Annotated in this window: 18 protein-coding genes; 10 read left to right on the top strand and 8 right to left on the bottom strand. The window is 46.7% G+C overall.

What is annotated here, in order from left to right; genetic code table 11:
* Positions 1 to 68 precede the first annotated feature (68 nt).
* Entirely contained in the window at positions 69 to 605 is a 537-nt protein-coding gene (dcd, locus tag GO493_RS19540) for a dCTP deaminase (RefSeq protein ID WP_157307919.1), read from the bottom strand.
* A 98-nt stretch (positions 606 to 703) separates the two neighbouring features.
* Between dcd and GO493_RS19535 the strand changes: the two genes are divergently transcribed.
* From GO493_RS19535 to GO493_RS19500, 8 genes are all read left to right on the top strand, one after another.
* Entirely contained in the window at positions 704 to 1,417 is a 714-nt protein-coding gene (locus GO493_RS19535) for a 4'-phosphopantetheinyl transferase family protein (RefSeq protein WP_157307918.1), read from the top strand.
* Between the two features lie 53 nt (positions 1,418 to 1,470).
* Positions 1,471 to 1,992 carry a shikimate kinase gene (locus tag GO493_RS19530; RefSeq protein WP_157307917.1) on the top strand — a complete coding sequence of 174 codons (522 nt, stop codon included), beginning with the start codon at positions 1,471 to 1,473 and terminating at the stop codon, positions 1,990 to 1,992.
* A complete protein-coding gene (locus GO493_RS19525) occupies positions 1,985 to 2,380 on the top strand; it encodes a DUF423 domain-containing protein (protein ID WP_157307916.1) in 396 nt (131 codons plus the stop codon). Before GO493_RS19530 ends, GO493_RS19525 begins: the two co-directional genes overlap by 8 nt.
* Positions 2,381 to 2,457: 77 nt before the next feature.
* On the top strand, positions 2,458 to 3,864 hold the full coding sequence (locus GO493_RS19520) for an alpha/beta hydrolase family protein (RefSeq protein ID WP_157307915.1): 1,407 nt from the start codon (positions 2,458 to 2,460) through the stop codon (positions 3,862 to 3,864).
* 77 nt (positions 3,865 to 3,941) lie between these two features.
* A complete protein-coding gene (locus GO493_RS19515; protein ID WP_157307914.1) occupies positions 3,942 to 6,524 on the top strand; it encodes an FtsK/SpoIIIE family DNA translocase in 2,583 nt (860 codons plus the stop codon).
* A gap of 110 nt (positions 6,525 to 6,634) precedes the next feature.
* Positions 6,635 to 7,303, top strand: a complete 669-nt coding sequence (locus GO493_RS19510) for a LolA family protein (protein ID WP_157307913.1) — start codon at positions 6,635 to 6,637, stop codon at positions 7,301 to 7,303.
* 109 nt (positions 7,304 to 7,412) lie between these two features.
* The gene (gene lpdA / locus GO493_RS19505) at positions 7,413 to 8,819 is read left to right on the top strand and encodes a dihydrolipoyl dehydrogenase (protein WP_157307912.1); all 1,407 of its coding nucleotides are present in this window, start codon (positions 7,413 to 7,415) and stop codon (positions 8,817 to 8,819) included.
* 524 nt (positions 8,820 to 9,343) lie between these two features.
* Positions 9,344 to 10,165: a M57 family metalloprotease gene (locus GO493_RS19500; protein ID WP_157307911.1), complete on the top strand. Its 822-nt coding sequence runs from the start codon at positions 9,344 to 9,346 to the stop codon at positions 10,163 to 10,165.
* 113 nt (positions 10,166 to 10,278) lie between these two features.
* Here the strand turns inward: GO493_RS19500 and GO493_RS19495 are convergent, their stop codons facing one another.
* Together GO493_RS19495 and GO493_RS19490 are read right to left on the bottom strand one after the other, a co-directional pair.
* Positions 10,279 to 11,172 (bottom strand): class I SAM-dependent methyltransferase, encoded by an 894-nt coding sequence (locus GO493_RS19495; RefSeq protein WP_157307910.1) that lies wholly within the window; start codon positions 11,170 to 11,172, stop codon positions 10,279 to 10,281.
* A gap of 49 nt (positions 11,173 to 11,221) precedes the next feature.
* Positions 11,222 to 12,769 (bottom strand): acyl-CoA mutase large subunit family protein, encoded by a 1,548-nt coding sequence (locus GO493_RS19490; protein ID WP_157307909.1) that lies wholly within the window; start codon positions 12,767 to 12,769, stop codon positions 11,222 to 11,224.
* Positions 12,770 to 12,882: 113 nt separating this feature from the next.
* On the opposite strand from GO493_RS19490, the gene GO493_RS19485 reads away from it, so the two are divergent.
* A complete protein-coding gene (locus tag GO493_RS19485; RefSeq protein ID WP_157307908.1) occupies positions 12,883 to 13,812 on the top strand; it encodes a M23 family metallopeptidase in 930 nt (309 codons plus the stop codon).
* A gap of 5 nt (positions 13,813 to 13,817) precedes the next feature.
* Here the strand turns inward: GO493_RS19485 and GO493_RS19480 are convergent, their stop codons facing one another.
* The 4 genes from GO493_RS19480 to GO493_RS19465 all read right to left on the bottom strand — a co-directional run bounded on the left by GO493_RS19480 (position 13,818) and on the right by GO493_RS19465 (position 17,908).
* Positions 13,818 to 14,345, bottom strand: a complete 528-nt coding sequence (locus GO493_RS19480) for a DUF7935 family protein (RefSeq protein WP_157307907.1) — start codon at positions 14,343 to 14,345, stop codon at positions 13,818 to 13,820.
* A 237-nt stretch (positions 14,346 to 14,582) separates the two neighbouring features.
* Entirely contained in the window at positions 14,583 to 15,782 is a 1,200-nt protein-coding gene (locus tag GO493_RS19475) for a pyridoxal phosphate-dependent aminotransferase (RefSeq protein WP_157307906.1), read from the bottom strand.
* A gap of 165 nt (positions 15,783 to 15,947) precedes the next feature.
* Positions 15,948 to 16,652, bottom strand: coding sequence for a DUF4397 domain-containing protein (locus GO493_RS19470; protein ID WP_157307905.1), 705 nt, complete (start codon positions 16,650 to 16,652; stop codon positions 15,948 to 15,950).
* A gap of 38 nt (positions 16,653 to 16,690) precedes the next feature.
* The gene (locus GO493_RS19465; protein ID WP_157307904.1) at positions 16,691 to 17,908 is read right to left on the bottom strand and encodes a serine hydrolase; all 1,218 of its coding nucleotides are present in this window, start codon (positions 17,906 to 17,908) and stop codon (positions 16,691 to 16,693) included.
* 220 nt (positions 17,909 to 18,128) lie between these two features.
* Between GO493_RS19465 and secDF the strand changes: the two genes are divergently transcribed.
* The gene (secDF, locus tag GO493_RS19460; protein WP_157307903.1) at positions 18,129 to 21,293 is read left to right on the top strand and encodes a protein translocase subunit SecDF; all 3,165 of its coding nucleotides are present in this window, start codon (positions 18,129 to 18,131) and stop codon (positions 21,291 to 21,293) included.
* A 246-nt stretch (positions 21,294 to 21,539) separates the two neighbouring features.
* On the opposite strand, the gene GO493_RS19455 is transcribed toward secDF, so the two are convergent.
* On the bottom strand, positions 21,540 to 22,661 hold the full coding sequence (locus GO493_RS19455) for a glycoside hydrolase family 5 protein (RefSeq protein ID WP_157307902.1): 1,122 nt from the start codon (positions 22,659 to 22,661) through the stop codon (positions 21,540 to 21,542).
* Between the last annotated feature and the right edge of the window lie 33 nt (positions 22,662 to 22,694).

Below are 22,694 nucleotides of genomic sequence, written 5' to 3'. Positions count from 1 at the left end.
CGCACAAAAAAAGGTTTCGCCATATTGGCGAAACCTTTTTTTGTGGGGAAGTTGGCCTGCGGCCGGGCTTAAAACTGGTTTTTCCACATCATGCTTTCCACCGGTTTTACAGTGCGGCTGTTGTATTTGGCATTCCCTTTCTTATTATAAAAAGTTTCTACTTCTCCTTCTACTACAAAATAGATCAGCTGACCGATAGGCATACCTGCATATACGCGTACCGGCTGTGCGCAGGAAATTTCCAGCGTCCAGGTATTACAGAAGCCAACATCCCCTTTACCTGCAGTAGCATGAATATCTATACCCAGGCGGCCGGTGCTGGACTTACCTTCCAGGAAAGGCACATGGGCGTGTGTTTCGGTATATTCCAGTGTTACACCAAGATAGAGGGTGCCGGGTTGGAGTACATAACCTTCCTCGGGTATCTCGAAATGGACGATCTCGTTGTGAGCGCGGGCATCCAGTATCCTGTCCTTATAGGTGGCCAGGTGTTTACCCAGGTGAACGTCATAAGAGTTGGTGCCGAGATACTTCCGGTCATAAGGCGAGATTACGATGGTGCCTTTTTCAATTTCCTCCAATATCCTTTTGTCTGACAGGATCATAGATCGGGTGTGATTAGTTAGTCGTTAATAGTTGTGAGTTGTTCTGGCTGCACAGAAAGCAATCTGCATTCAGCTTTTTTGCATTAATTTGGCAAGATATGCCATTAATACGTACCATACAAATCAATCCCACCAACCGGCTGGGAGTCTGGAAGATAGCTGAGGATGAGGACTTTTTCAAAGAAAAGGTCAATATTTCCCCGGCTATTCATCACCCGCACAAGCGTTTACAGCATTTTGCGGGGCGGTACCTGCTGCAGGAACTTTACCCGGGCTTCCCGGTAGCCAATATACAGGTTATGCAGAGCCGGAAGCCTTACCTGGATGGACATAGCCTGCATTTTTCCATTTCTCACTGCGGTGATTTTGTGGCTGCCATTGTGAGTAGTGACAGAGTGGTAGGCATTGATATTGAGGAAATGAAACCTAAGATAGAAAAGGTGTCTCATAAGTTCCTGTCGCCCGCCGAGAGGGATTTTATAGACGGTCAGCACGGGCTGGCGCACAAGACCATCTGCTGGAGCGCCAAGGAGGCTGTTTATAAATGGTATGGCCTCGGAGGCGTTGATTTTAAGGAAAATATGCAAATTGCACCTTTTACGTTCCAGTCTAAAGGTTTCCTGACCTGCAATTTTAACAAAGCAGATAAAATTGCTCGGTTATATTTGCAATATGTGATGGAGGATAACCTGTGTTTGACCTGGACAAATGAAGCAGATGAATCTGCAGCAACCATTGCGGCTATTACTACTGAAAATGCGGCTGTGGAAGCAGCCATTAAAGTGCTGAAACATGGCATCAGGCCGGTGTAGGCAATCACAGCGGTACCGGCACCTTATACATTAATGTTATAAAATCGGCTAATTTGAAAATCTTTCTACTCGGCTTTATGGGCGCCGGCAAAACATACTGGGGCAAACAGCTTGCAGAACATTTATCCCTGCCTTTCTATGATCTGGATGATGTGATCGTTGAATCTGAGGAGATGTCTATCAGTGATATTTTTGCAACAAAGGGCGAAGATTATTTCCGTCAGAAGGAAGGTTTCTGGCTGAAGGAGCTGTCCCGCAAGGAGAACTTTGTGATTTCCTGTGGTGGCGGAGCGCCCTGTTTCCAGGATAATATGGATACGATGAATAACAACGGGGTTACTATCTGGCTGAATCCCAGCCTGCACCTCATTGTAGAGCGGTTGAAGCGTAAAAAGGGCAAGCGCCCGCTTATCCAGGACCTGCCGGACGATGAGCTGCTGGCTTTTGTAGAAAAGAAGCTGGCTGAACGTCTGCCTTTCTATGAGCAGGCAAGCATTACCATTCCTGAATCTGAGACCATCACGCTGGATACATTTACGAAGAGACTGAATAATAACAACAATAGCCATGCATAAAGGATTTCTCATATGTGCTTCTGTGTTAGGAGCACTGGCAGTTACACTGGGAGCATTCGGCGCACATAAGCTGAAGGAGCTGGTGCCCCCCGAGACGGTAAGTACATTTCAGACAGGCGTTACTTACCAGTTTTATCACACATTTGCCCTGCTGGCAGTAGCCATTTTAGCGGCACATTTGCCGGTAGCATCAGCAGGTATGCTGGAGTGGGCAGGCAGATGTTTTATAATAGGCATCATCTTATTTTCAGGCTCCCTGTATTTTCTGACAGCTATCAAGGCTACAGAAACTGTAGGGCTCAGTAAAATAGGCATCGTCACACCATTTGGCGGCCTGTTCTTCATAGCCGGCTGGATCTGCCTGTTACTGGCTATCCTTAAGAAATAAACAGGAACGAAATAAGAATCTGAATATCTATCCAGGGGCTAACCTTAGCAGGTTGGCCCCTGCCCATTAAGGAAATTATGCTTAGACAACTGATCACCCTCTGCCTTTTTATGGCAGGAATTGGAACGGCAACCGCGCAGGATATTACCGGCACCTGGTATGGAACATTCAGCACCCCGCAGGGACAGCAGCAACGGCTGCAGCTGCAGTTTGAAAAGGAGGACGGCGTATGGACAGGTGAGATGCTCAGCCCGGACATTACTCCGGAGCCTATTGAGATAGATACGGTTATCCTTAAAGGTGATTCCCTGAAATTCACCATTAACAGGATCAATTTCAAATACACCGGTGCGTGGGGCATCCGTTACAATGGTTATATGGGATATTTTGAACAGGTGGGTAACCGTGCTGCGCTGAATATTTCCCGTAAAGAAATAAAGGAAGAGGATGTTAAGACCGTTCGTCCGCAAGACCCTGCACCCAACCAGGTATACGATGTACAGGACGTAAAGTTTGTCAACAAGACAGATAAGGTTCTGCTCAGCGGTACGTTTACCAAGCCTGCCATTAAAGATGTGCACCCGGTCATCATCCTGATTTCCGGCGCCGGACAGCAAAACCGGGACAATGAGATACTGGGGCACAAACCTTTTGCTGTGCTGGCAGATTACCTGGTGAAACGTGGCATTGCTACTTTACGCTGGGATGACCGTGGAGTAGGGGAGAGTACAGGCAATTATGATTCCAGCACTATCTACAATTTTGCCGGCGATGTACGTACTGCCATCAGCTGGCTCAGACAGCGCCCGGATATAGATACCAATGCCATAGGCCTGTTGGGTTACAGTGAAGGAGGTGTGGTGGCGCAGATAGTAGCTGCCGGCGATCCGAAGATCGCTTTTCTGGTGGAAATGGCCTCTCCCGGAATTGACGGCCGGAAGCTGTATAATAGCCGCCTGGTACATACCGCTGCCGCCTATGGGGAGAAGGATGAATACATCAATGCTTATGTGAGCAGCTACCAGCGTTACCTGAATGTGCTTGAAATGGAGGGGGATCCGGCCGCCAGGAAGAAAAGGGCTTTCGCAGAACTGGAGCTGGTATTCAATCATTTCGGGGATAGTACCAATAAAGCTGGTCAGCAGCATTTTATAGAAGAGGCCTATGAAGCAGATGTGCGCGGGGAGGCGTTATCCCTGTTGAAGTATGATCCGGAGCCTTATCTTGGAAAGATCAAATGCCCGGTGCTGGCCATCAATGGGGAAAAGGACCTGCTTACAGACGCCACGCCTAACCTGAAAGGTATTGAGAAAGGATTGATAAAAGGTGGCAATCAACTGGTTACAGTCCGTACCTTCGCATGGTTAAACCACCTGTTCCAGGCCTGCCGTACCTGTAGCGCAGAAGAATACGGGGCCCTGGATGAAACAATAAATCCTGCTGTGATGGAGTTTATCACCAGATGGGTACAGTTGTTGTATTAAGGGGTTTTCCTGACGTTATTGTCAAAATAATTTCTTAATATGTCGAACAGCGGCCGTAATTTTGGAACGCTATAATTATGTCTAAGAATAAACTGAAAACAGAAAAACCGGAGAGCAAGAAACCTCGTGGAAACGACCCCAACGTACTGAAACAGGAAAAAGAAGCAGAGGTAAAGGTAAAAGAACTGGTAAAAGACGAGCGTACCCACAAGGTGATGGGCGTTGTATGCCTGCTCCTGGCTGTTTACTGTTTCATTGCTTTCACGTCTTATCTCTTTACCTGGGAAGAAGACCAGGACAAGGTGTTCCGTTATTCAGCCAGTATTCTGCTGATGGATATGGACAATGTGAAGGTTGAGAATCTGCTGGGGCGCCTGGGAGCTTTCGTTTCACACTGGTTCTTCTATAAAGGTTTCGGTATAGCTTCCTATCTCTTTTGTTATTTGTTTTTTATACTCGGGGTCAATTTTATTGTTGGCCGCCGGGTTTTCCGCATATGGCGTAATGTGAAATACCTGCTCTTCGGATTGGTATTTATCAGTACCACCGCTGCTTTTGTATCTTCTTTCGCTGATTTTCCCTGGGGTGGCGCCATGGGAGAGTCTATCAGCAAATGGATGAGTGGTTTCCTCGGACGAACAGGAGCCGCTTTATTGCTGATGGTGGCCGGACTGGCATGGCTGATCTGGAAATACAACCTGGATTTCAGCAAATGGCTGGAACGTAAGCCTAAAGCAGAACCTGTAACAGATTCTGTGGCCGTACCCGAGTCTGCTGTTGTTTCAACCCCACCTCCTGCACATGCTGCCACAGCCAATAATCGCAAGAATGGTCTGAAAGAGGGCAATGTATCGGTGATACCACCGCCTTCGGAAACTGAAGGCCCGGCAGAAATGCAGCTGATAGAAAGAAGTGAATCTATTACGCTCATTCCTCCACCAGCCCAGGTTCACGAAGAAGAAGAGGAGGAGATTGAAGAGGAAGTGGAAGAAGAGGCGGAAGAAAGCGGTCCTTTGCTGTATATAGAGGAGACAGTAGAACCCGCATCCCGCAAAAAGAAACCGGCAACGGAAGATGTGGCGTGGGAGATCAAACCGCCTGTAGTGGAAGAGGAAGATGAGGAGGAAGAGCCGGTGAGACAGCCTGTGCAGATGGACCCTTATGAGCCAACGCTGGACCTGCGCGACTATAAATATCCTTCGCTTGAGCTTCTTGACAACCACAATACAGAAAAGATAGTACAGGATGCAGGGGAGCTGGACAGGAATAAGAACCAGATCATTGATACGCTGAAGAACTATGATATTTCAATCCAGAAGATCAGCGCTACTGTAGGTCCTACCGTAACGTTGTATGAAATAGTTCCGGCGGCAGGAGTACGTATTTCCCGTATCAAGAACCTGGAAGATGATATTGCCCTCAGCCTTTCGGCGCTGGGTATCCGTATTATTGCTCCTATTCCGGGTAAAGGCACTATTGGTATAGAAGTGCCCAATGTGAAAAAGAGCATGGTGTCTCTCCGTAACCTGCTGGCGTCTGAGAAATTCCAGCAGAGCAGTATGGAGTTGCCTATCGCCATCGGTAAAAAGATTGATAACGAGAACTTTATAGCCGACCTTGCCAAAATGCCCCACCTGCTGATGGCAGGTGCTACTGGTCAGGGTAAGTCAGTCGGTATCAATACATTACTTGTTTCCCTGCTGTATAAAAAGCATCCTTCCCAGCTGAAGTTTGTACTGGTAGACCCCAAGAAAGTGGAGCTTTCCCTGTACAAGCTAATAGAAAAGCATTTCCTGGCCAAGCTGCCGGGAGAAGAGGAAGCGATCATTACAGATACGAAGAAGGTGATCCATACCCTTAATGCCCTGTGTATTGAGATGGACCTCCGTTATGACCTGCTGAAAGAGGCGGGTACCCGTAACATCCGTGAGTACAACAATAAATTCGTACAGCGCCGGCTGAACCCGCAGAGGGGGCACCGTTATCTGCCGTTTGTAGTACTGGTAATAGACGAGTTTGCCGACCTGATCATGACAGCTGGTAAGGAGGTGGAAATGCCTATTGCGCGACTGGCACAGCTGGCGCGTGCTGTAGGTATTCACCTGATCATTGCTACCCAGCGTCCGTCTGTCAACATCATTACCGGTACTATCAAGGCCAACTTCCCGGCCCGTATTGCGTTTAAGGTGTCTTCCAAGATAGATTCCCGCACCATCCTTGATATTGGCGGCGCTGAGCAGCTGATAGGACAGGGTGACATGCTGGTGTCTTTCAACGGAGAACTGGTGAGACTGCAGTGTGCTTTCGTAGATACGCCGGAAGTGGAAAAAGTGGCAGAATATATTGGGGAGCAACGGGCATATCCTGAAGCTTACCTGCTGCCTGAATATGTGGATGAAAAAGAGATGGAAGGGAAAGAGATCAGCCTGCAGGACAGGGACCCCCTGTTTGAAGAGGCGGCCCGTGTTATTGTGCAGAACCAGCAGGGGTCAACCTCTTTGCTGCAGCGCCGTATGAAACTGGGTTATAACAGGGCCGGCCGGCTCATGGACCAGCTGGAAGCGGCCGGTATAGTAGGCCCTAACATGGGTAGCAAGGCAAGGGACGTGATAGTGAAGACGGAGGCAGACCTGGAGGAGATACTGAACGACCTGGGCTGAGGGCCGGCAATTTGGCATTCTATTAACTATTTATAGACGTATCGGCATAACATTTGTCTGAACAGATCAGACACATTTGTCACACAAACAACAGATTAAATTCAACAACAATGAGGAAAATTGTATTAATGGCCATGTTAGCAGGCGGTGTAGTAATGAACGGCATGGCTCAGTCCAAAGGTAGTCTTGGAAAGAATGATCCGAAGGCAAAGACCATCCTGGACAATGTAAGTAAGAAATTCTCATCTTTAAAATCAGTAGTTGCTAATTTTATACTCAAAGTAGAAGGCGCCAATAACAGCGTGACAGAATCGAAAAAAGGAACTGTTTACCTGAAAGGCAATAAATACAAGGTAAACCTTGACGGTCAGGAGATTATCAGCGATAATAAGACTTCCTGGACTTACGCGAAAGACGCTAATGAGGTGACTATCAATAATGTAGATCAGAGCAGCTCATCCCTGTCTCCGGCTAAATTGTTCACTAATTTCTATGATAAGGATTACCTGTACCGTCTTAACGGAGAGACCACTGAGAAAGGTAAAGTGCTGCAGAACATTGAAATGACGCCTACAGATAAGAGCAAGAACGTATTCAAGGTGATCGTATCTATAGATAAGAAGAACCAGAACATCTCCAAGATGAAGGTTTTTGAAAAGAACGGTAACCATTATACATATGAGATCACCAGCTTTACTCCCAACGGGAACGTATCAGATGCTACTTTCAGCTTTGATCCGAAGAAATATCCCGGGGTAGAGGTGGTAGACCTCCGCTAAAATATTGATGGGTCTTCATTCTCGGAGACAAGAAAAGCCTGGCTATTTTTGGCCGGGCTTTTTCTATTTTATTATTACCTTTGGCAAGTTTAAATTAAAATTAAGCAATATGGCATACGACGTAATCGTAATTGGTAGCGGTCCCGGGGGATATGTGGCTGCTATCCGTGCTTCTCAGCTGGGATTTAAGACAGCAATAGTTGAAAGAGAGAGCCTGGGCGGTATTTGTTTGAACTGGGGTTGTATCCCCACTAAGGCATTGTTAAAGTCCGCGCAGGTAATGGAATATATACAGCATGCCAAAAATTATGGAATTAACGTTGGCGAAGGTACGGCTGATTTTGACGCAGTTATAAAGCGTAGCCGTGGTGTGGCTGATAAGATGAGCAAGGGTGTTCAGTTCCTGATGAAGAAGAACAAGATCGAGGTGCTGGTGGGTAATGGTAAACTGAAAGCAAAAGGACAGGTAGAAGTAACTGATAAAGACGGTAAAGTAGCTGTTCATGAAGCTAAATATATCATCCTGGCTACAGGTGCACGTTCCCGCGAGCTGCCTAACCTGAAGATAGATGGCAAGAAGGTAATTGGTTACCGTGATGCAATGGTACTGCCTAAACAGCCTAAATCCATGATAGTTGTAGGTTCCGGCGCTATCGGCGTTGAGTTTGCTTACTTCTATGCAACACTGGGCACTAAAGTGACCATCGTTGAGTTCATGCCTCGCATAGTTCCGGTTGAAGATGAAGATATCTCCAAAGAACTGGAAAAGATCTACAAGAAGAAAGGTATTGAGATCATGGTCAATTCTTCTGTAGAAGCTGTTGAAGCTAATGGTGAAGGCGTAAAAGCTAAAGTAAAGACTGCTACCGGTGAGATTTCCCTGGAAGCAGACGTGGTACTGAGCGCTGTAGGTATCCAGGCTAATATTGAGAACCTGGGCCTGGAAGCACTGGGTATCAAAACTGATAAAGGTAAAGTACTGGTAGATAAATATTATCAGACCAATGTTGCCGGTGTTTACGCGATCGGTGACATGGTTCCCGGCCAGGCGCTGGCGCACGTTGCCTCTAAAGAAGGTATCGTTTGTGTGGAAGCTATCGGATACAACGAAAAGAAATATGCGCATAAACCTGAGCCGATTGACTACATGAACATTCCAGGCTGTACTTACTGCGCTCCGGAAATTGCTTCTGTAGGTTACACTGAGAAAGCTGCCAAAGAAGCCGGCTATGAAGTGAAAGTGGGTAAATTCCCATTCTCTGCTTCCGGTAAAGCTTCTGCTGCCGGTGCTACTGAAGGTTTCGTAAAAGTTATCTTCGATGCCAAATATGGTGAATGGTTAGGTACGCACATGATTGGTGCCAACGTTACTGAGATCATTGCACAGACAGTGACTGCGCGTAAACTGGAAACTACCTACCAGGAAGTACTGGATTCTATCCACCCGCACCCGACTATGAGCGAGTCTGTAAAAGACGCCATTGAGGTTGCTTATGGTGAAGCTATCCACCTGTAATAAGATCATCTTATATATGTTTGAAACGGCCGGTATTACCGGCTGTTTTTATTTGTACATATTCCTTCATCCCCATACTGCGTGCATCTTCAGCCTTTCCCTGCGTTATTATCTGTACTTTTATTTTGCAGTCATTTTTATTTTCAATGTAAGAGGGAATGTTGTAATATTGGAATCGAGCAACTAAAATCTAAACGCAGAGGAACAATGCCCATACCCGGATTCCGGGTGCTAACCAATACAAAGTATTTTGTTTTGCCAGGTTGGCTGCATTTACTGATGATAGTGCACTGTCTTCAGCGAATGATCAGCTAATAATATCTACATTTTTGAAACCCAAATTCACATGTATGCGTAATCACCCATTACGGGTAGCTACCGGCTTGTCTGATTCCGGACCGCCTGGCCTGCTATAACCTGTTTCCTTTATGGGTAGCTGCTTTGCTATCCTTATTCATTTTATTTCTGTATTTCTTCCCCGACGGGAAGCATGAGCATTAATCTAAACCCAAAATCTGTCTGATATGTCCAAGCACGTATTAAACGCCTTCATTTGCCTGTGCGTAGGCGCTTTCGCAATCTCCTGCCAGAAAGAAGCCGTTAAGGAAACCACTCCGGAAACCGTTATTGCCGATGAAACCCTCGCCAAGATCCACGCGCTGGGATTCGGCACTTCTGATGTAAGAAAAGTAAAAGATGGTTACCTGGTGGAGAATGACATCGTTCTCACGGAAGAAAACCTGAATACAAAGATCAACAGCCCATTCTTAAGAATAGCAGACGATGAGCAGTACCGTACTACCAATGTCGTATCTGTTCCCGGTTCAACACGTACTATCACCGTGCGTGTAACTGGTCTTGGTTCTGCTTTTATAGCCGGTGCTGACACAGCTATTGCCCGTTACAACAGGGCTAACCTGACAATCAGATTCAGCCGCATTACAAGTGGTACTGCCAATATCACTATCCAGGGTTTCTATGAAGGCCCGAGCGGTGGTTATATTACGCTGGGTTCTGCCGGTTTTCCTACCAGCTCCGGCAATCCGTATAACAGCATCCTGATGAACACACATCCACAGGCTTATGGTTCCAGTCCCAATGTATTGTATGTAGGTTCTGTGATCCAGCATGAGATCGGTCACTGTATTGGTTTCCGTCATACAGATTATGCTACCCGTTCCAGCTGTGGCCAGAATGTGAACGAAGGAGCTGCTGATGTTGGCGCTATCCACATTCCTGGCACTCCTACCGGTGCTGATCCTAATTCCTGGATGCTGGCATGTTCTAACGGCGGTAACAGAACTTTCAATGCGAACGATCTGATCGCATTGAACTACCTGTATTAGTTGATAAGATCCCTTATTAGCTGATGCATGAGCAAAACGACGATAGTCCATGCAGCCTGCGGAAGCGCTGGCTGTTATGGCTATCGTCCTCATTTAATAAAGTAAGTATTTTTTTACAGCTTGCACTCGTATACGACAGAGCTGCATCTGTCTACATCCTTAAGTCCTTTCCTGTAGGAGGCAAATCCATGCAGGAAGCCGGCCAGCAGGCGGCTATGGCCAGTTTTATATTTCTCGCTCAGCAGGCTCACATAGAAGCCGTCAAATACCATAGGATGTTTTCTTACTATCCTGATATTATGTGCTTTGAGCAATACTTCCATGGATTCGGGAGAGAAATGGTAGAGATGGCGGGGTACATCATATGCTGCCCAGTATTCGCCATAGTATTCTGCGTCAGGAGAGGTGTAGTTCGGTACGGCTATCAGCAGGGTACCTCCAGGTTTCAGTAATTTACGGATCTGGTCCAGGTATTCATGCAATGCGTGTACGTGTTCCAATACATGCCACATAGTGATAGCGTCAAATTGCTGCGCCCCTAAGTTAAACAGCTCTGCGGATGGCTGCGCCTCTATATTGTAAAGCGTTTTTGCGTTGTGGCGTGCATTTTCATCGGGCTCCAGGCCTGTTACTTCCCAGCCTCCCTGTTTCATATAATGAAGGAATGCACCGGTGCCGCAACCGATGTCCAGTAAAGAGCCCTGCTTCAGTCCTGTAGCTGCTTTTACCCAGTTTTGTTTGGAACGCAGAGTGATCTTTCTCACACTGTGGTATAAGCGGTTGATCAATCCCTTCTTTGTTTCTGAATGCGAAATATATTCCTGCGACTGATAGTAGTGTCCTATTGCTTCATTGTTGGGTACCCGTTGTGTAAAGCGTCCGCTGCAATGGCCGCAGTGCATAATATCAAACGTTTCACCTGACACTGTATGGTCTTTGGCTGTCAGCACTTTATTTGTATTCGAAGCCCCGCATATCGGGCAAACATTATGATAGATAAAAGGCATGGCCTAAAATTACAATACAATTGGCAATTCACCGGCTGAAAACTTATTATTAACGATGTTCACCCCAGACTTTGCGTAGTGTGTCTGATATCTCACCCAGTGTACAATAGTTTTCAACTGCTTCCACGACAATGGGCATCAGGTTTTCAGTTGTATGCGCTGCGTTTTCAAGTTGTTGGAGCAACGATGTAACTACTTCATTATTACGCCTGCTGCGCAATGACTGTAACCTTTCCGACTGTACCTGGCGGATGCTGTCATCTATCCTGAATATTTCGGGTACAGTTTCTTCTGCTACAGTAAATTTATTCACTCCTACGATGATCTTTTCTCCGTTCTCTATCTGTTGCTGGTAAAGATAAGCGCTGCGGGCTATTTCATCCTGTACAAAGCCCTGTTCTATAGCACTGACGGCCCCACCCATTGCGTCTATACGGTGAATCAGCTCCCAGGCTTTTGCTTCTACTTCATTGGTGAGCGCTTCTACGTAGAAAGAGCCTGCCAGCGGGTCTACGGTATCAGCTATACCGCTTTCATACCCTACTATCTGTTGTGTGCGGAGGGCAATGCGGGCGGCAGATTCTGTAGGCAGGGAAAGAGCTTCGTCGTATCCGTTGGTATGGAGGGATTGTGTACCACCCATTGTTGCGGCCAGTGTTTGTACGGCCACGCGAACAATATTGTTGTGCGGCTGCTGGGCTGTAAGGGTGCTGCCACCGGTCTGTGTATGGAAGCGCAGCATCTGGGCTTTTGTATCTGTGGCGCCCAGCTCCTTTGTGATATGCGCCCACATGCGTCTTGCCGCCCTGAACTTGGCTACTTCCTCAAACAGGTGGTTGTGGGCATTGAAGAAGAAAGACAAACGACGGGCAAATACGTTGATATCCAGTCCTTTTTCAAGGGCCGCTTTCAGGTATGCCTTACCGTTAGCCAATGTAAATGCCAGCTCCTGCACAGCATTGGCCCCGGCTTCCCGTATATGATAGCCGGATATGGAGATGGTATTCCATTTAGGCACTTCCCGGCTGCAATAGTCAAAAATATCTGTGATGAGCCGCATAGAGGGCTTGGGAGGATAGATAAAAGTGCCGCGGGCGGCATATTCTTTCAGTATATCGTTCTGAATGGTGCCGGATATTTTCTTCAGGTCTGCTCCCTGTTTTTTTGCCAGTGCAATATAGAGGGCCAGCAGTATAAACCCTGTGGCGTTGATGGTCATGGAAGTGGATATCTGTTCCAGTGTGATGCCTTTGAACAGGCGTTCCATATCTTCCAGGGAATCTATGGCTACGCCTACTTTCCCTACTTCTCCTTCCGCCATGGGATGATCTGAATCATACCCGATCTGTGTGGGCAGGTCAAATGCAACGCTTAGTCCCATAACGCCCTGGCTCAGCAGATAATGATAACGTTGGTTAGATGCTTCTGCTGTGCTGAATCCTGCATATTGCCGCATTGTCCACAGCTTGTCCCTGTACATGGAGGCATGCACTCCCCGTGTAAAGGGAAACTCTCCCGGCTGCTCCTGCATAGGGATGGGGGTGGTATATACGGGCGCAATGGTAATTCCGGCGTCTGTCCTGACAATATTTTCCATAATTTGAATGTTCGTGGAATAATGTAGTGAAAGCAATGTTACATAATTATTGTGGGATTGCTGCGGCGTACAGATAATTGGTAATTTAGCAACGGAAGTATTCCTGTATAGCCATGTTTATTTACGTAATACTGTGTATCACATTCGCCCTGGCATTGCTTAGCCTGTTCCTGTTGTCTCAAACACTTTTTAAAGTTTACCGGCATAGCTGGTCCGGTCTCCTGCTGGCGCTTTCTCTTGGTCTTTTTATTTACCTGTATGGTACATGGATATATCTCAGCGTTACTGCCAAGTGGGCTTTTGGCCTGAGTATGCTGTTCCTGCTGGGAATAAGTATTTTTTTCAGAAAATGGAAGAAGGATAAACCTCCGGCAAAATGGAAAATGATTATCAATCTTTTCTTTTCGGCGTTGCTGCTTACGTTAAGTGTTCTTTATTTTACCGGCACTACGGGCAGGGCAGAGAATATAGAGCTGGCTTTTCCCCTGAGAACGGGCCGTTATTTTGTGCTGCAGGGAGGTAAGGGGTTGCCTACCAATCTTTTTCATTACAGTTTGCGTGGGGCTATATATGCAATGGATATTGTAAAGCTGCGGCCTGACGGGAAGCGCGCCAATGCGGTTTTCAGCAGAAGGCTGGAAGACTATGAGATCTTCGGGGATACGCTGTATAGTCCGTGTGACGGGGTAGTGGCCAGGGCCGTTAGTGATGATCCTGACAATATACCGCCGGATATGACACGTGGTGCCAATAATACCAACCAGGTGCTGATAGAAACGAAGAACAGTTACGTGTTCCTGGCTCATCTTAAAAAGCATAGTGTGATAGTGAAGGAAGGAGATAGGGTGAAGCAGGGGCAGCCATTGGGATGTGTGGGTAATTCGGGGTTCAGTTCAGAACCGCATCTGCATATACAGGCGCACAGGAAAGTACCTGGAATGCCGTGGTATCAGTCACCCCCTTTGTATATTCATTTTAATGGAAAAGGGTACCTGTTATATGAAGTGATCAGGCCCAAACGGGTAGAGATGGTAAAGAAGTAAACGGCTTAGAACAGCCGTTTAGCTTCTGCATTTAATATCTGTGAGGTAAGTTCTGAAGGAGAAGTTTCTGCCTGCAGGAAGACTTCGAGTATCTGTTTGTTAAGGTCCATCGCTGTGGCTTCCTGCGGAAGCTGGCTGGCTACCTGGTTAACGAGCGTGATGGTCTGCTCTTTCAATGTTTTTACTGCTTCCCAGGCTACAGGAGATACATAGATCTGCTGGGCAATGTTGTGCTCGTATTCAGCTTTGATGGTCTGGATCAGGCCTATCTGCATGTCTGTAGCGGTAAGACCTGGCTGGAATGTACGGCTGATCAGGTTTTGCAGGTTGATACGTTCTACCAGGAGCACCAGTCTTTCATATGCCTGCAGTTGCATGGGCAGTATGGTTTTGTCTGTTGCGTTACGCTGAGGAACGTCTGCTGCCGGTTTTGCAGGTTCTTCCTTTTTGCCGATGAGGTCTTTTAATGTCATGTACAGTATTACCAGTATACCTCCGCCTAATACGATGTACAGTAGGGTGCGAGAATCCATTTAGCTCTGTTAATTTACAGATGCAAATATATGAAAATGAATTAATATGCAAATAGAAGGCCTGACTGGTTAAGTTTTTTTGTGCTGTGTACTGTGCAAAGAAAACTGGCCGAAAAAATTGCTTTGCCGCAGGCAAAGCAATTTTTTCGGGAGGCGGAGGGCCTGGGGCTGGCTTCAGTAAATAAAAAGGAATACCCGGAGGTATTCCTTTTTGCTTTTTTCTATAGTAATAAACAATTAGCTTAATAAAGCCAGTCCGGTTTTCAGGCGTTTCAGACCTTCTTCCAGCTTGGCCATGGATGTGGCATAGGAGAGGCGGATACAGTTGGGCTGTTCAAATGCGGCTCCTGTAACTGTAGATACGTTGGCTTTGTGCAGCAGGTACATGCAGAGATCGTCTGCATTGTTGACTGTGGTGCCTTCGTAAGACTTTCCGAAGAAAGCGCTCACATCGGGGAACATATAGAATGCGCCGTCTGGTTCGATCAGTTCCAATCCGGGTATGCTTTTCAGCTGTTCAAATATATATGCTCTTCTTTTCCTGAATTCTTCGACCATGGCGTGAGCGGTGCTGAGATCGCCGGTGAGGGCGGTCACTGCTGCTTTTTGTGTGATGGAGCAGGTGGCGGATGTGAACTGGCTCTGGATATTATCGGCAGCTTTGGCCAGTGCTTTGGGTGCGGCCAGGTAGCCAAGGCGCCAGCCGGTCATAGCAAAGCCTTTACTCAGGCCGTTTATGATGATGGTACGTTCCTGCATGCCTTCGAACTGGGCAATGCTCTCATGTTTACCAACGTAGTTAATATATTCGTATATCTCGTCTGCCATGATGTAGATCTGCGGGTGTTTTGCAAATACATCTGCCAGTGCTTTCAGTTCTTCCCTGCTGTAAACCGACCCGGTAGGGTTGCAGGGGGAGGAGAACATGAAGAGTTTGGTCTTAGGCGTGATGGCGGCTTCCAGCTGTTCCGGCGTGATTTTGTATTTGTTCTCTATGCTGCATGGAACGAATACTACTTCTCCCTGGCAGAGTTTTACGAGTTCAGAATAGGTGACCCAGTAGGGGGTAGGGATGATCACTTCATCGCCCGGGTTGATCACACTTAATACTGTGTTGGCAATACTTTGTTTGGCTCCTGTAGAGACTACGATCTGTTCAGGCGTATATTCCAGTCCGTTATCCCGCTTCAGCTTATTCACTACTGCCTGTCGTAATTCCAGTATACCGGCTACCGGTGTATAATGCGTAAAGCCTTCATCAATAGCTTTTTTCGCTGCCTCCCTGATATGGGCAGGTGTGTCGAAATCAGGCTCGCCGATACTCAGGTCTACAATGTCTATACCCTGTGCTTTCAGCTCACGGCTTAGTTTTGCCATCTTGATCGTTTGAGGTTCGGAGATCCTCGTCAGCCGTTCGGCTAATTCCAATTGCTTCATAAGTAATGACTGTTTTTTTGGGTTGACCGGGACAAACCTACAATAAATTTATTTGAAAATGGGGGAATGCTGATTAGGAGGCAGCGGATAAAAAGCATGGAATTTAAAAAGGGCGCCCGGTTATAACGGACGCCCTTCGGTATTTAGATCTTTTCAGGGTAAGACTTAGTGTGTGATGTAGGCTACGTTCAGTTTCCTGCTATCAGTGAAGGCTTTACGGCCGCCAAGATAGATGGTGTAGGTACGCCCTGCTGCCAGGGTTGCGTTGATCTGGGCAATGGTAGAATCAGAGCCGGCTTTTGTCAGCTTGATGGTGCTGGTAGTGGAAGCGGTGATCTGGTCAAATGCAGGATAGAAGTTATTACCATTACCTTCATAGGAATGGGTGCTGTCTATCTTGATATTGTCCAGGTATACGTCTACAGCTGGTGCATCCACGCTGAGATTGAAGAAGCGGACATTGATCTTGGTGCTGCTCAGATTAGTAAAGTTCTCGGAAATTTCCCTTATGCCGGTGGCATAGGTAGGAAGGTCGTATATGAACAGGGAGGTCAGCTCCAGGGAGTCATAAACGTTGGTTGCAGTAGCCATGGTGCTGTCTCCGCCTAATTTTTTCACCTTGAAAGTATGTACTCCTGTGGAGGTCTGGTAAATGGTATTGGCCAGGAAGCTGAAGCCGTTGGAGCTGGTCTGTTTTACGTCATTGTCAAAGAAGTCAATGGCGGTAAGTGCAGAAGAGGCATTGGCCACATAAAAATAGGAAGATGGTTCCTGAGGTGTTACATCGCTTGATTTCAGACAGGCCGTTAATCCGGTTACCAGTGTCACAAGGGCACCAATTGCCCATACGCGGGAAGTTTTAGTTGTCATTACGCTATTTTTTGTACTAGTTGATTTTGGGTGTATAATTAATGTATGCTTTTATCATAGTTTATAATGAAGCGGGAGAGATCTGGTGTGTGCTGTCTTTTGCGTTGCAGTTCATACTCGTAGATTACTTCACCCAATGCTTTCATAAAGGGCTCTCCGGTTTCCTGGAACTGATAATGTTTATCATTGAGAACACCATCTTCATTTACGTAAACAGTTGCCGATAACATGAATTCCACTTTGTTACTAAAGTCCGCTATATAAGCTATATCTGTTAAAAACCCGTATGCCCAGCCGGGTTTATTAAAACTACGTATGTTCGCGGTGATATGGTTGTTCGTCTCTCCGCCAAACAGGAGGAATTTCACATAGTTATGATGAAATTCCGTTGTATCGTAGACCGGGTGTGACGATTCTTCCGGTTGAGCAGACATGCAATAATATAAAAAATGATAATCGCTATCATTTAAACGGAAACGTTTTGATTTTGTTACAGATTCCGGAAAAATTATACTCCTGAGTATGCCGTGAAGATCTGCCAGGGGGATGCGGTTTTTCTTTGAGGCGTCCATCGGGCTATTCACAAGTTCCTCCTTATCATTATAATATGACCTGCCCATGAGGTCATGGCGGGAAGAAAACTCCAGGTTGCTGTGAGCTACCGGCTGATGGTATATTTCTGTTCCGTTCTGCCGGAAGCTAATGGCATTGGTGTAGCGGTTCTGTTCCGGTGTAATACCTGTAACGCCCACCCGGTGGCGGATCTGGGTGCTACTGTAGCCTTGTTCCCAGAGGCGTTTGTTGAAGGTTTCCTGCCCAATGAACTCGTACAGCCGGTTAAAAGCGTCATTATCACTTACTAATAATATTTTTTTAATATATTGAGCGATGGAAGGAAGTCCGTTTGCGGCAGAACTGTCTGTCAGTACTGCCGGTGAGATGCCTGGCAGGCTGTCAGTGAACATAGGGGTGTTCCTGTTGAGCCCCGGTATGTTCAGATCGTTCAGCTTTTCCAGCGCCAGGGCGGTGGCGGGCAGTTTTACGGTAGAGGCCGGGTAAAAATAACTGCCTGTGTCTGTCCGGTAATAATAATCGGTGAAATGCGGACGGTTGCCGGCATCCCTGTCTATGCGGGTGTAAATGATCTGAAGCCGGTAGCGGGACGGATCGTTGAACACCGGTCCCAGCTTTGCGGCGTGGGAGCTTAAAAGCGTGTCCAGGAAAGAGCTTGTAGGATTTAAGTGACCAGTTAACATATTTTTACTAGTATTGCAGGCTGCAAAGCATAGCATCAACCATAGATAAAAGCACCGGAACATAACAGAAGATTGATTATACATGCAGAAAAGTAAGGGTTTATACATTGAAAATCAATAAATTCTACCTTTTTCCTTTTCTACCTTTGAACGGCTTTAATATATCAATTTAAATTCTATCTTTGCAACTCTTAAAAAATTTTTATAAACCCGAAAGAATATGCAACTTAAAGGACTGGTTAGATTTTTTGCCGGTGCATTGATCCTTATCTCTGTGTATTATTTGTCTTTCACGTTTTTGGTACGCAACTACGAGAAGAAGGTAGCTGCGCAGGCCCAGAGTGATGTTAGCAAATCATTTCCCAGCGCTGAACAGAAATATCCTGGCAATAAAGAGCTTCAGGCAATTTATCAGGATACACTGGCAGATCTGGTAAAAGAGAGGAGACAGAGGATCCTGGACAGTACCAGTAACAAAGAGATAGCGGGTTTCCCATGGTTCGTCAATTATGATAAGGCGAAGGGAAAAGAGCTGAACCTGGGGCTTGACCTTCAGGGAGGTATGAACGTAGTACTGGACGTGAGTGTGGATGATGTGATCCGTGCGCTGAGCGGTCACTCCAAGGACGCTGCCTTCAATAAGGCACTGGAGCTGGCAGTTCAACAGAAAAAGACCAGCCAGTCGGATTTTGTTACATTATTCGGACAGGCTTATGAGAAAGTACAGCCAGGTGGCCGTCTTTCTACTATTTTCGCGAATGCCTATCAGAAAGATATTGACTTCAACAGCAGCAACAGCAAAGTGCTGGATGTGATCCGCAAGGAAGCATCTGCTGCCATCAAGAATACTTATCTCGTACTGCAGAAACGTATTGACAAATTCGGTGTTGCTTCCCCGAACATCAGCCTGGATGAAACCAAAGGTATCATCTCTGTGGAACTGGCCGGTGTTGACAACCCTGAGCGTGTAAGGAAATACCTGCAGGCCAGCGCTAACCTGGAGTTTCGTGAAGTATATAAGAACAGCAACGAGTTTGTGGCAGGTGTGATCCAGCCAATGAACGAGGCTATTAAAAGAGCCACGGGCGCTACTGCTCCTGCGGACACTACCAAAAAAGATTCTACTGCTACTGCCGGTAAAGCAGCTGCAGATACTTCTTCTACCGGAAGCCTTGCCAACTATCTGAATAAAGACAGCGGCAAAGCCAAACTGGCAGACTCCCTGAAAACTGAAGATCAGCGCAGGGCCGAACTGGCCAAAGCTGAGCCTTTCTTCAGCATCTTCTTCCCAAGATATTCCCAGCAGCAGGGTATCATTCCCGGTCCTTCAGTAGGTAGCATCCTGCCTCAGGATACCGCTACTTTCAACCGCTACCTGCAGCTTCCTGCTGTAAAGAGCGTACTGCCTAAAGACCTCGTGTTTGTATTCGGTTCTGAGAATAAAGAAGATAAACGTGCACCGATCCCTGTTTACGCTATCAAGGTAAATCCAAGCAATCCTACTCCACGTGTAAGCGGTGAAAGGATCGTTGATGCAAAACAGGATTATGACCAGACCGGTAATCCTGAGATCTCCATGACAATGGATAACATTGGTGCAAGGGAATGGAAAAAACTGACCGGAGAGCTGGTGCCTTCCAACCCTAATGATCCTGCCTCCTTTAATTATGTTGCCGTAGTACTGGATAACATCGTTTACTCTGCTCCATCTATACAGGGCGAGATTGCCGGCGGCCGTTCTTCTATCACCGGTAGCTTTACCCTGGAAGAAGCGAATGACCTGGCAAACATCCTGAAATCAGGTAAAATGCCTGCTCCTGCAAAGATCGTTTCTGAACAGATCGTAGGCCCAACCCTTGGTGCTGAATCTATCGCTGCAGGTGCCAAATCCTTCATCATCTCTTTCATTGTCATCTTCGTGCTGATGCTGGTGTACTATAACACTGCCGGCTGGGTGGCAAACATCGCACTGATCCTCAACCTGCTGTTCACTTTCGGTATCCTGGCTTCTCTCGGCGCTACACTGACAATGCCTGGTATTGCCGGTCTGGTGCTGACTATTGGTATGGCAGTGGATACGAACGTAATCATATTTGAACGTATTAAAGATGAACTGAGCCGCGGTAAGAGCTACCAGCAGGCAGTAGAAGACGGTTACAAACGTTCTTACGCTCCTGTACTGGACGGTCACATTACCTCCCTGCTCACTGCTATCATCCTGTTCTACTTCGGTCTTGGTCCGGTACTGGGCTTTGCTACCACTCAGATCCTCGGTTTGCTGTTGTCTCTGTTCTGTGGTATCATGATCTCCCGTATTGTTACCGACTGGTGGACTAACAAGAAAAGGCACTTTGAGTATTTCACTCCTATCTCCCGTAAAATATTCAAACACGCAGCTTTCGATTTCGTAGGAAAGAGGAAATATGCTTATGTGGTATCATTCATCATGATTGCCCTGGGTGCTTCTTCTTTCTTCCACGGTTTCCGTCACGGTGTTGACTTTGACGGCGGACGTAACTTTACCATCCGTTTCGAACAGCCGGTAGAATCTGAAGAAGTACGTAATGTACTGGAAAAAGAATTTGGTACTGAGCCGTATGTAAAAACCATCGGCGGCAGCAACCAGCTGAGCATCACTACCAACTACAAAATTGAAGATCAGGGTGAAGCTGTAGATAGAGAAGTAACAGAGAAACTGTACAACGGTCTGAAGAAATTCTACGACCCATCTGTTACTTACGAAGCATTTAATTCTCCCCGTTTTATCGTAGCATCACAGACAGTATCGCCAACCATCTCTGACGACTTACGTGCAGGTGCTGTGAAGGCAACCATACTGTCACTGGTTGTGATCTTCCTGTATATTCTGATCCGTTTCAGCAAATGGCAGTACTCTATCGGTACTATTTTCTCCCTGCTGCATGACGTAATGGTAACTCTGGCTGTATTCTCTTACTGCCGCGAGTTCGTTCCGTTTGCACTGGAAGTTGACCAGCACTTCATTGCGGCCATTCTGACAGTAATAGGCTTCTCCATGAACGATACGGTGATCGTATTTGACCGTATCCGTGAATACTTCCGTACCGGACAGCTGAAAGGCGCCAGCAGGGACCAGGTGATCAACAAAGCCATCAACGATACGCTGAGCCGTACCGTAATGACTTCACTGACAGTGTTCCTGACCATCCTGATCCTGTTCATCTTTGGTGGTGAAGTAACCCGTGGTTTTGCATTTGCGATGCTGATAGGTGTAATAACAGGTACTTACTCCTCTATTTTCGTGGCTGCTCCTGTATTGGTTGATTTTGACAGGAAGAACGAGCTGTCTAACGAAAGTGAAGCAGTGCCTGCCAAGGAAGCTCCGCTGGCTACCGCTAAGAAATAGTGTTCAATTAAATGTTTGATAATTAAAAGCCCTTCGGTCCAACCGAGGGGCTTTTTTCTTTTCCTGTATATAAGAAAAACGCCTTGTTGAAGGCAAAGGCGTTTTTGTGAGTAGAATAGTGTTTTGACCGCTTTCTTCCGGGAAGTACTGTGGCGCTAAAGTGCTACCGCAGTCCATACACTACCCATACCTTATAGTAGGCTTTGAGTAGGAGTATTCATACAGTATCTATGTCTGTGAACCTGATCATTCTTTAGTGAGTATTTTAATCAGCTTATCGTCCGGTTGTCCGTTATCGTCAATGATCCCGAAACTACCTTTATAATCCCAGATGGCCCATGCTACGTTGTTCTTCTCTAATACTTTACGCATATCCTTATACCATCTGAGCCGTTCTTTACGGGGGACTGTGTTCAGGCAGCCCCATTCCCCGCAATAAATGGGCAACCTGAGTTTCCGGGCTACTTTCACGGCGGTTTCTATCTGTTCATTTATTACATCGGCATTGTACTCCTGCGTGCTGCCTGCCAGCAGATTTCGGATAGTGGCGGGCTGTTCATTGAGTTCCCTGTCGGTAATGGTGGCGCCGGGATAATGTACCGGACCACTGTAATCCTTGTGACGTGTCCAGCTGGCCCTGTAATGTGTAAAAAAGAAGGGATTATAGTAGTGAAAGCTGAGTATCAGGTGATTATCCCCCGAAGGTACTTTCAGGGCGGGGAAAGTATTGTATGATTGCCAGCGGTTACTTCCTACAATGATCACTCGTTTTGGCTCCAGTTCCCTGAGCAGGGTAACACCCCTGGCCAGTAATTCATTCCATTGGGAAGCGCTGTCAGCCACCGGCTCATTCAGGAGCTCATATGCTACCTGGCTGGTAGGATATTTCTTCAGTTCTGCGCTAAGCTCTCTCCAGCATTGCAGAAAGCGTTCCTGTGCAGCTGCTTCTTCCCAGAGGGGTTTGTTCTGGGCATCAAAATGATGGCTGCGCAGAATATGGAGGTCTATCACAGCACGGAGCTTATATTGTTTACACCATCCGAGAGCTTTGTGCAGGAGGATAAAGGCATCTTTGTATTTTTCATCACGATAGTCCCATAGCTCTGCTTCTTCAAGCGGGATACGGATATGATCAAAGCCTTTTTCTGCAATAAAGGCAACGTCTTTTTCGGTGAAGTAGTCAGCCTGGGAAATGCCATGCCGGCCACCTGATTGGGATAGCCAATGGCTGATGTTTATGCCGCGCTGGATATTGAACCCTTCCGCTATTCTCTGCTGAGGTTGTTCCTGGGCGCAGAGCAGGGAAAAAGGGGCAGTCGCCAGAAAGGCAATGAGAATGACAATGAGTGGTTTTGGGCTATTGAACATGTCGCAAATATTCTAAAATTAGTCAATACTCAG

The sequence above is a fragment of the Chitinophaga tropicalis genome (assembly GCF_009758205.1).
Taxonomy (GTDB): Bacteria; Bacteroidota; Bacteroidia; order Chitinophagales; family Chitinophagaceae; genus Chitinophaga; species Chitinophaga tropicalis.
The sequence above is the reverse complement of the archived record's forward strand: the minus strand, read 5'-3'. Positions and strand labels throughout refer to the sequence as shown.

Bases quoted from the DNA above. Each gene is read 5' to 3' on its own strand.
- GO493_RS19510 (WP_157307913.1), top strand. From the start codon at position 6,635: ATGAGGAAAATTGTATTAATGGCCATGTTAGCAGGCGGTGTAGTAATG.
- GO493_RS19455 (WP_157307902.1), bottom strand. From the start codon at position 22,661: ATGTTCAATAGCCCAAAACCACTCATTGTCATTCTCATTGCCTTTCTG.
- GO493_RS19535 (WP_157307918.1), top strand. From the start codon at position 704: ATGCCATTAATACGTACCATACAAATCAATCCCACCAACCGGCTGGGA.
- secDF (WP_157307903.1), top strand. From the start codon at position 18,129: ATGCAACTTAAAGGACTGGTTAGATTTTTTGCCGGTGCATTGATCCTT.
- GO493_RS19465 (WP_157307904.1), bottom strand. From the start codon at position 17,908: ATGTTAACTGGTCACTTAAATCCTACAAGCTCTTTCCTGGACACGCTT.
- GO493_RS19485 (WP_157307908.1), top strand. From the start codon at position 12,883: ATGTTTATTTACGTAATACTGTGTATCACATTCGCCCTGGCATTGCTT.
- lpdA (WP_157307912.1), top strand. From the start codon at position 7,413: ATGGCATACGACGTAATCGTAATTGGTAGCGGTCCCGGGGGATATGTG.
- GO493_RS19500 (WP_157307911.1), top strand. From the start codon at position 9,344: ATGTCCAAGCACGTATTAAACGCCTTCATTTGCCTGTGCGTAGGCGCT.
- dcd (WP_157307919.1), bottom strand. From the start codon at position 605: ATGATCCTGTCAGACAAAAGGATATTGGAGGAAATTGAAAAAGGCACC.
- GO493_RS19480 (WP_157307907.1), bottom strand. From the start codon at position 14,345: ATGGATTCTCGCACCCTACTGTACATCGTATTAGGCGGAGGTATACTG.
- GO493_RS19525 (WP_157307916.1), top strand. From the start codon at position 1,985: ATGCATAAAGGATTTCTCATATGTGCTTCTGTGTTAGGAGCACTGGCA.
- GO493_RS19520 (WP_157307915.1), top strand. From the start codon at position 2,458: ATGCTTAGACAACTGATCACCCTCTGCCTTTTTATGGCAGGAATTGGA.
- GO493_RS19495 (WP_157307910.1), bottom strand. From the start codon at position 11,172: ATGCCTTTTATCTATCATAATGTTTGCCCGATATGCGGGGCTTCGAAT.
- GO493_RS19515 (WP_157307914.1), top strand. From the start codon at position 3,942: ATGTCTAAGAATAAACTGAAAACAGAAAAACCGGAGAGCAAGAAACCT.
- GO493_RS19470 (WP_157307905.1), bottom strand. From the start codon at position 16,652: ATGACAACTAAAACTTCCCGCGTATGGGCAATTGGTGCCCTTGTGACA.
- GO493_RS19490 (WP_157307909.1), bottom strand. From the start codon at position 12,769: ATGGAAAATATTGTCAGGACAGACGCCGGAATTACCATTGCGCCCGTA.
- GO493_RS19475 (WP_157307906.1), bottom strand. From the start codon at position 15,782: ATGAAGCAATTGGAATTAGCCGAACGGCTGACGAGGATCTCCGAACCT.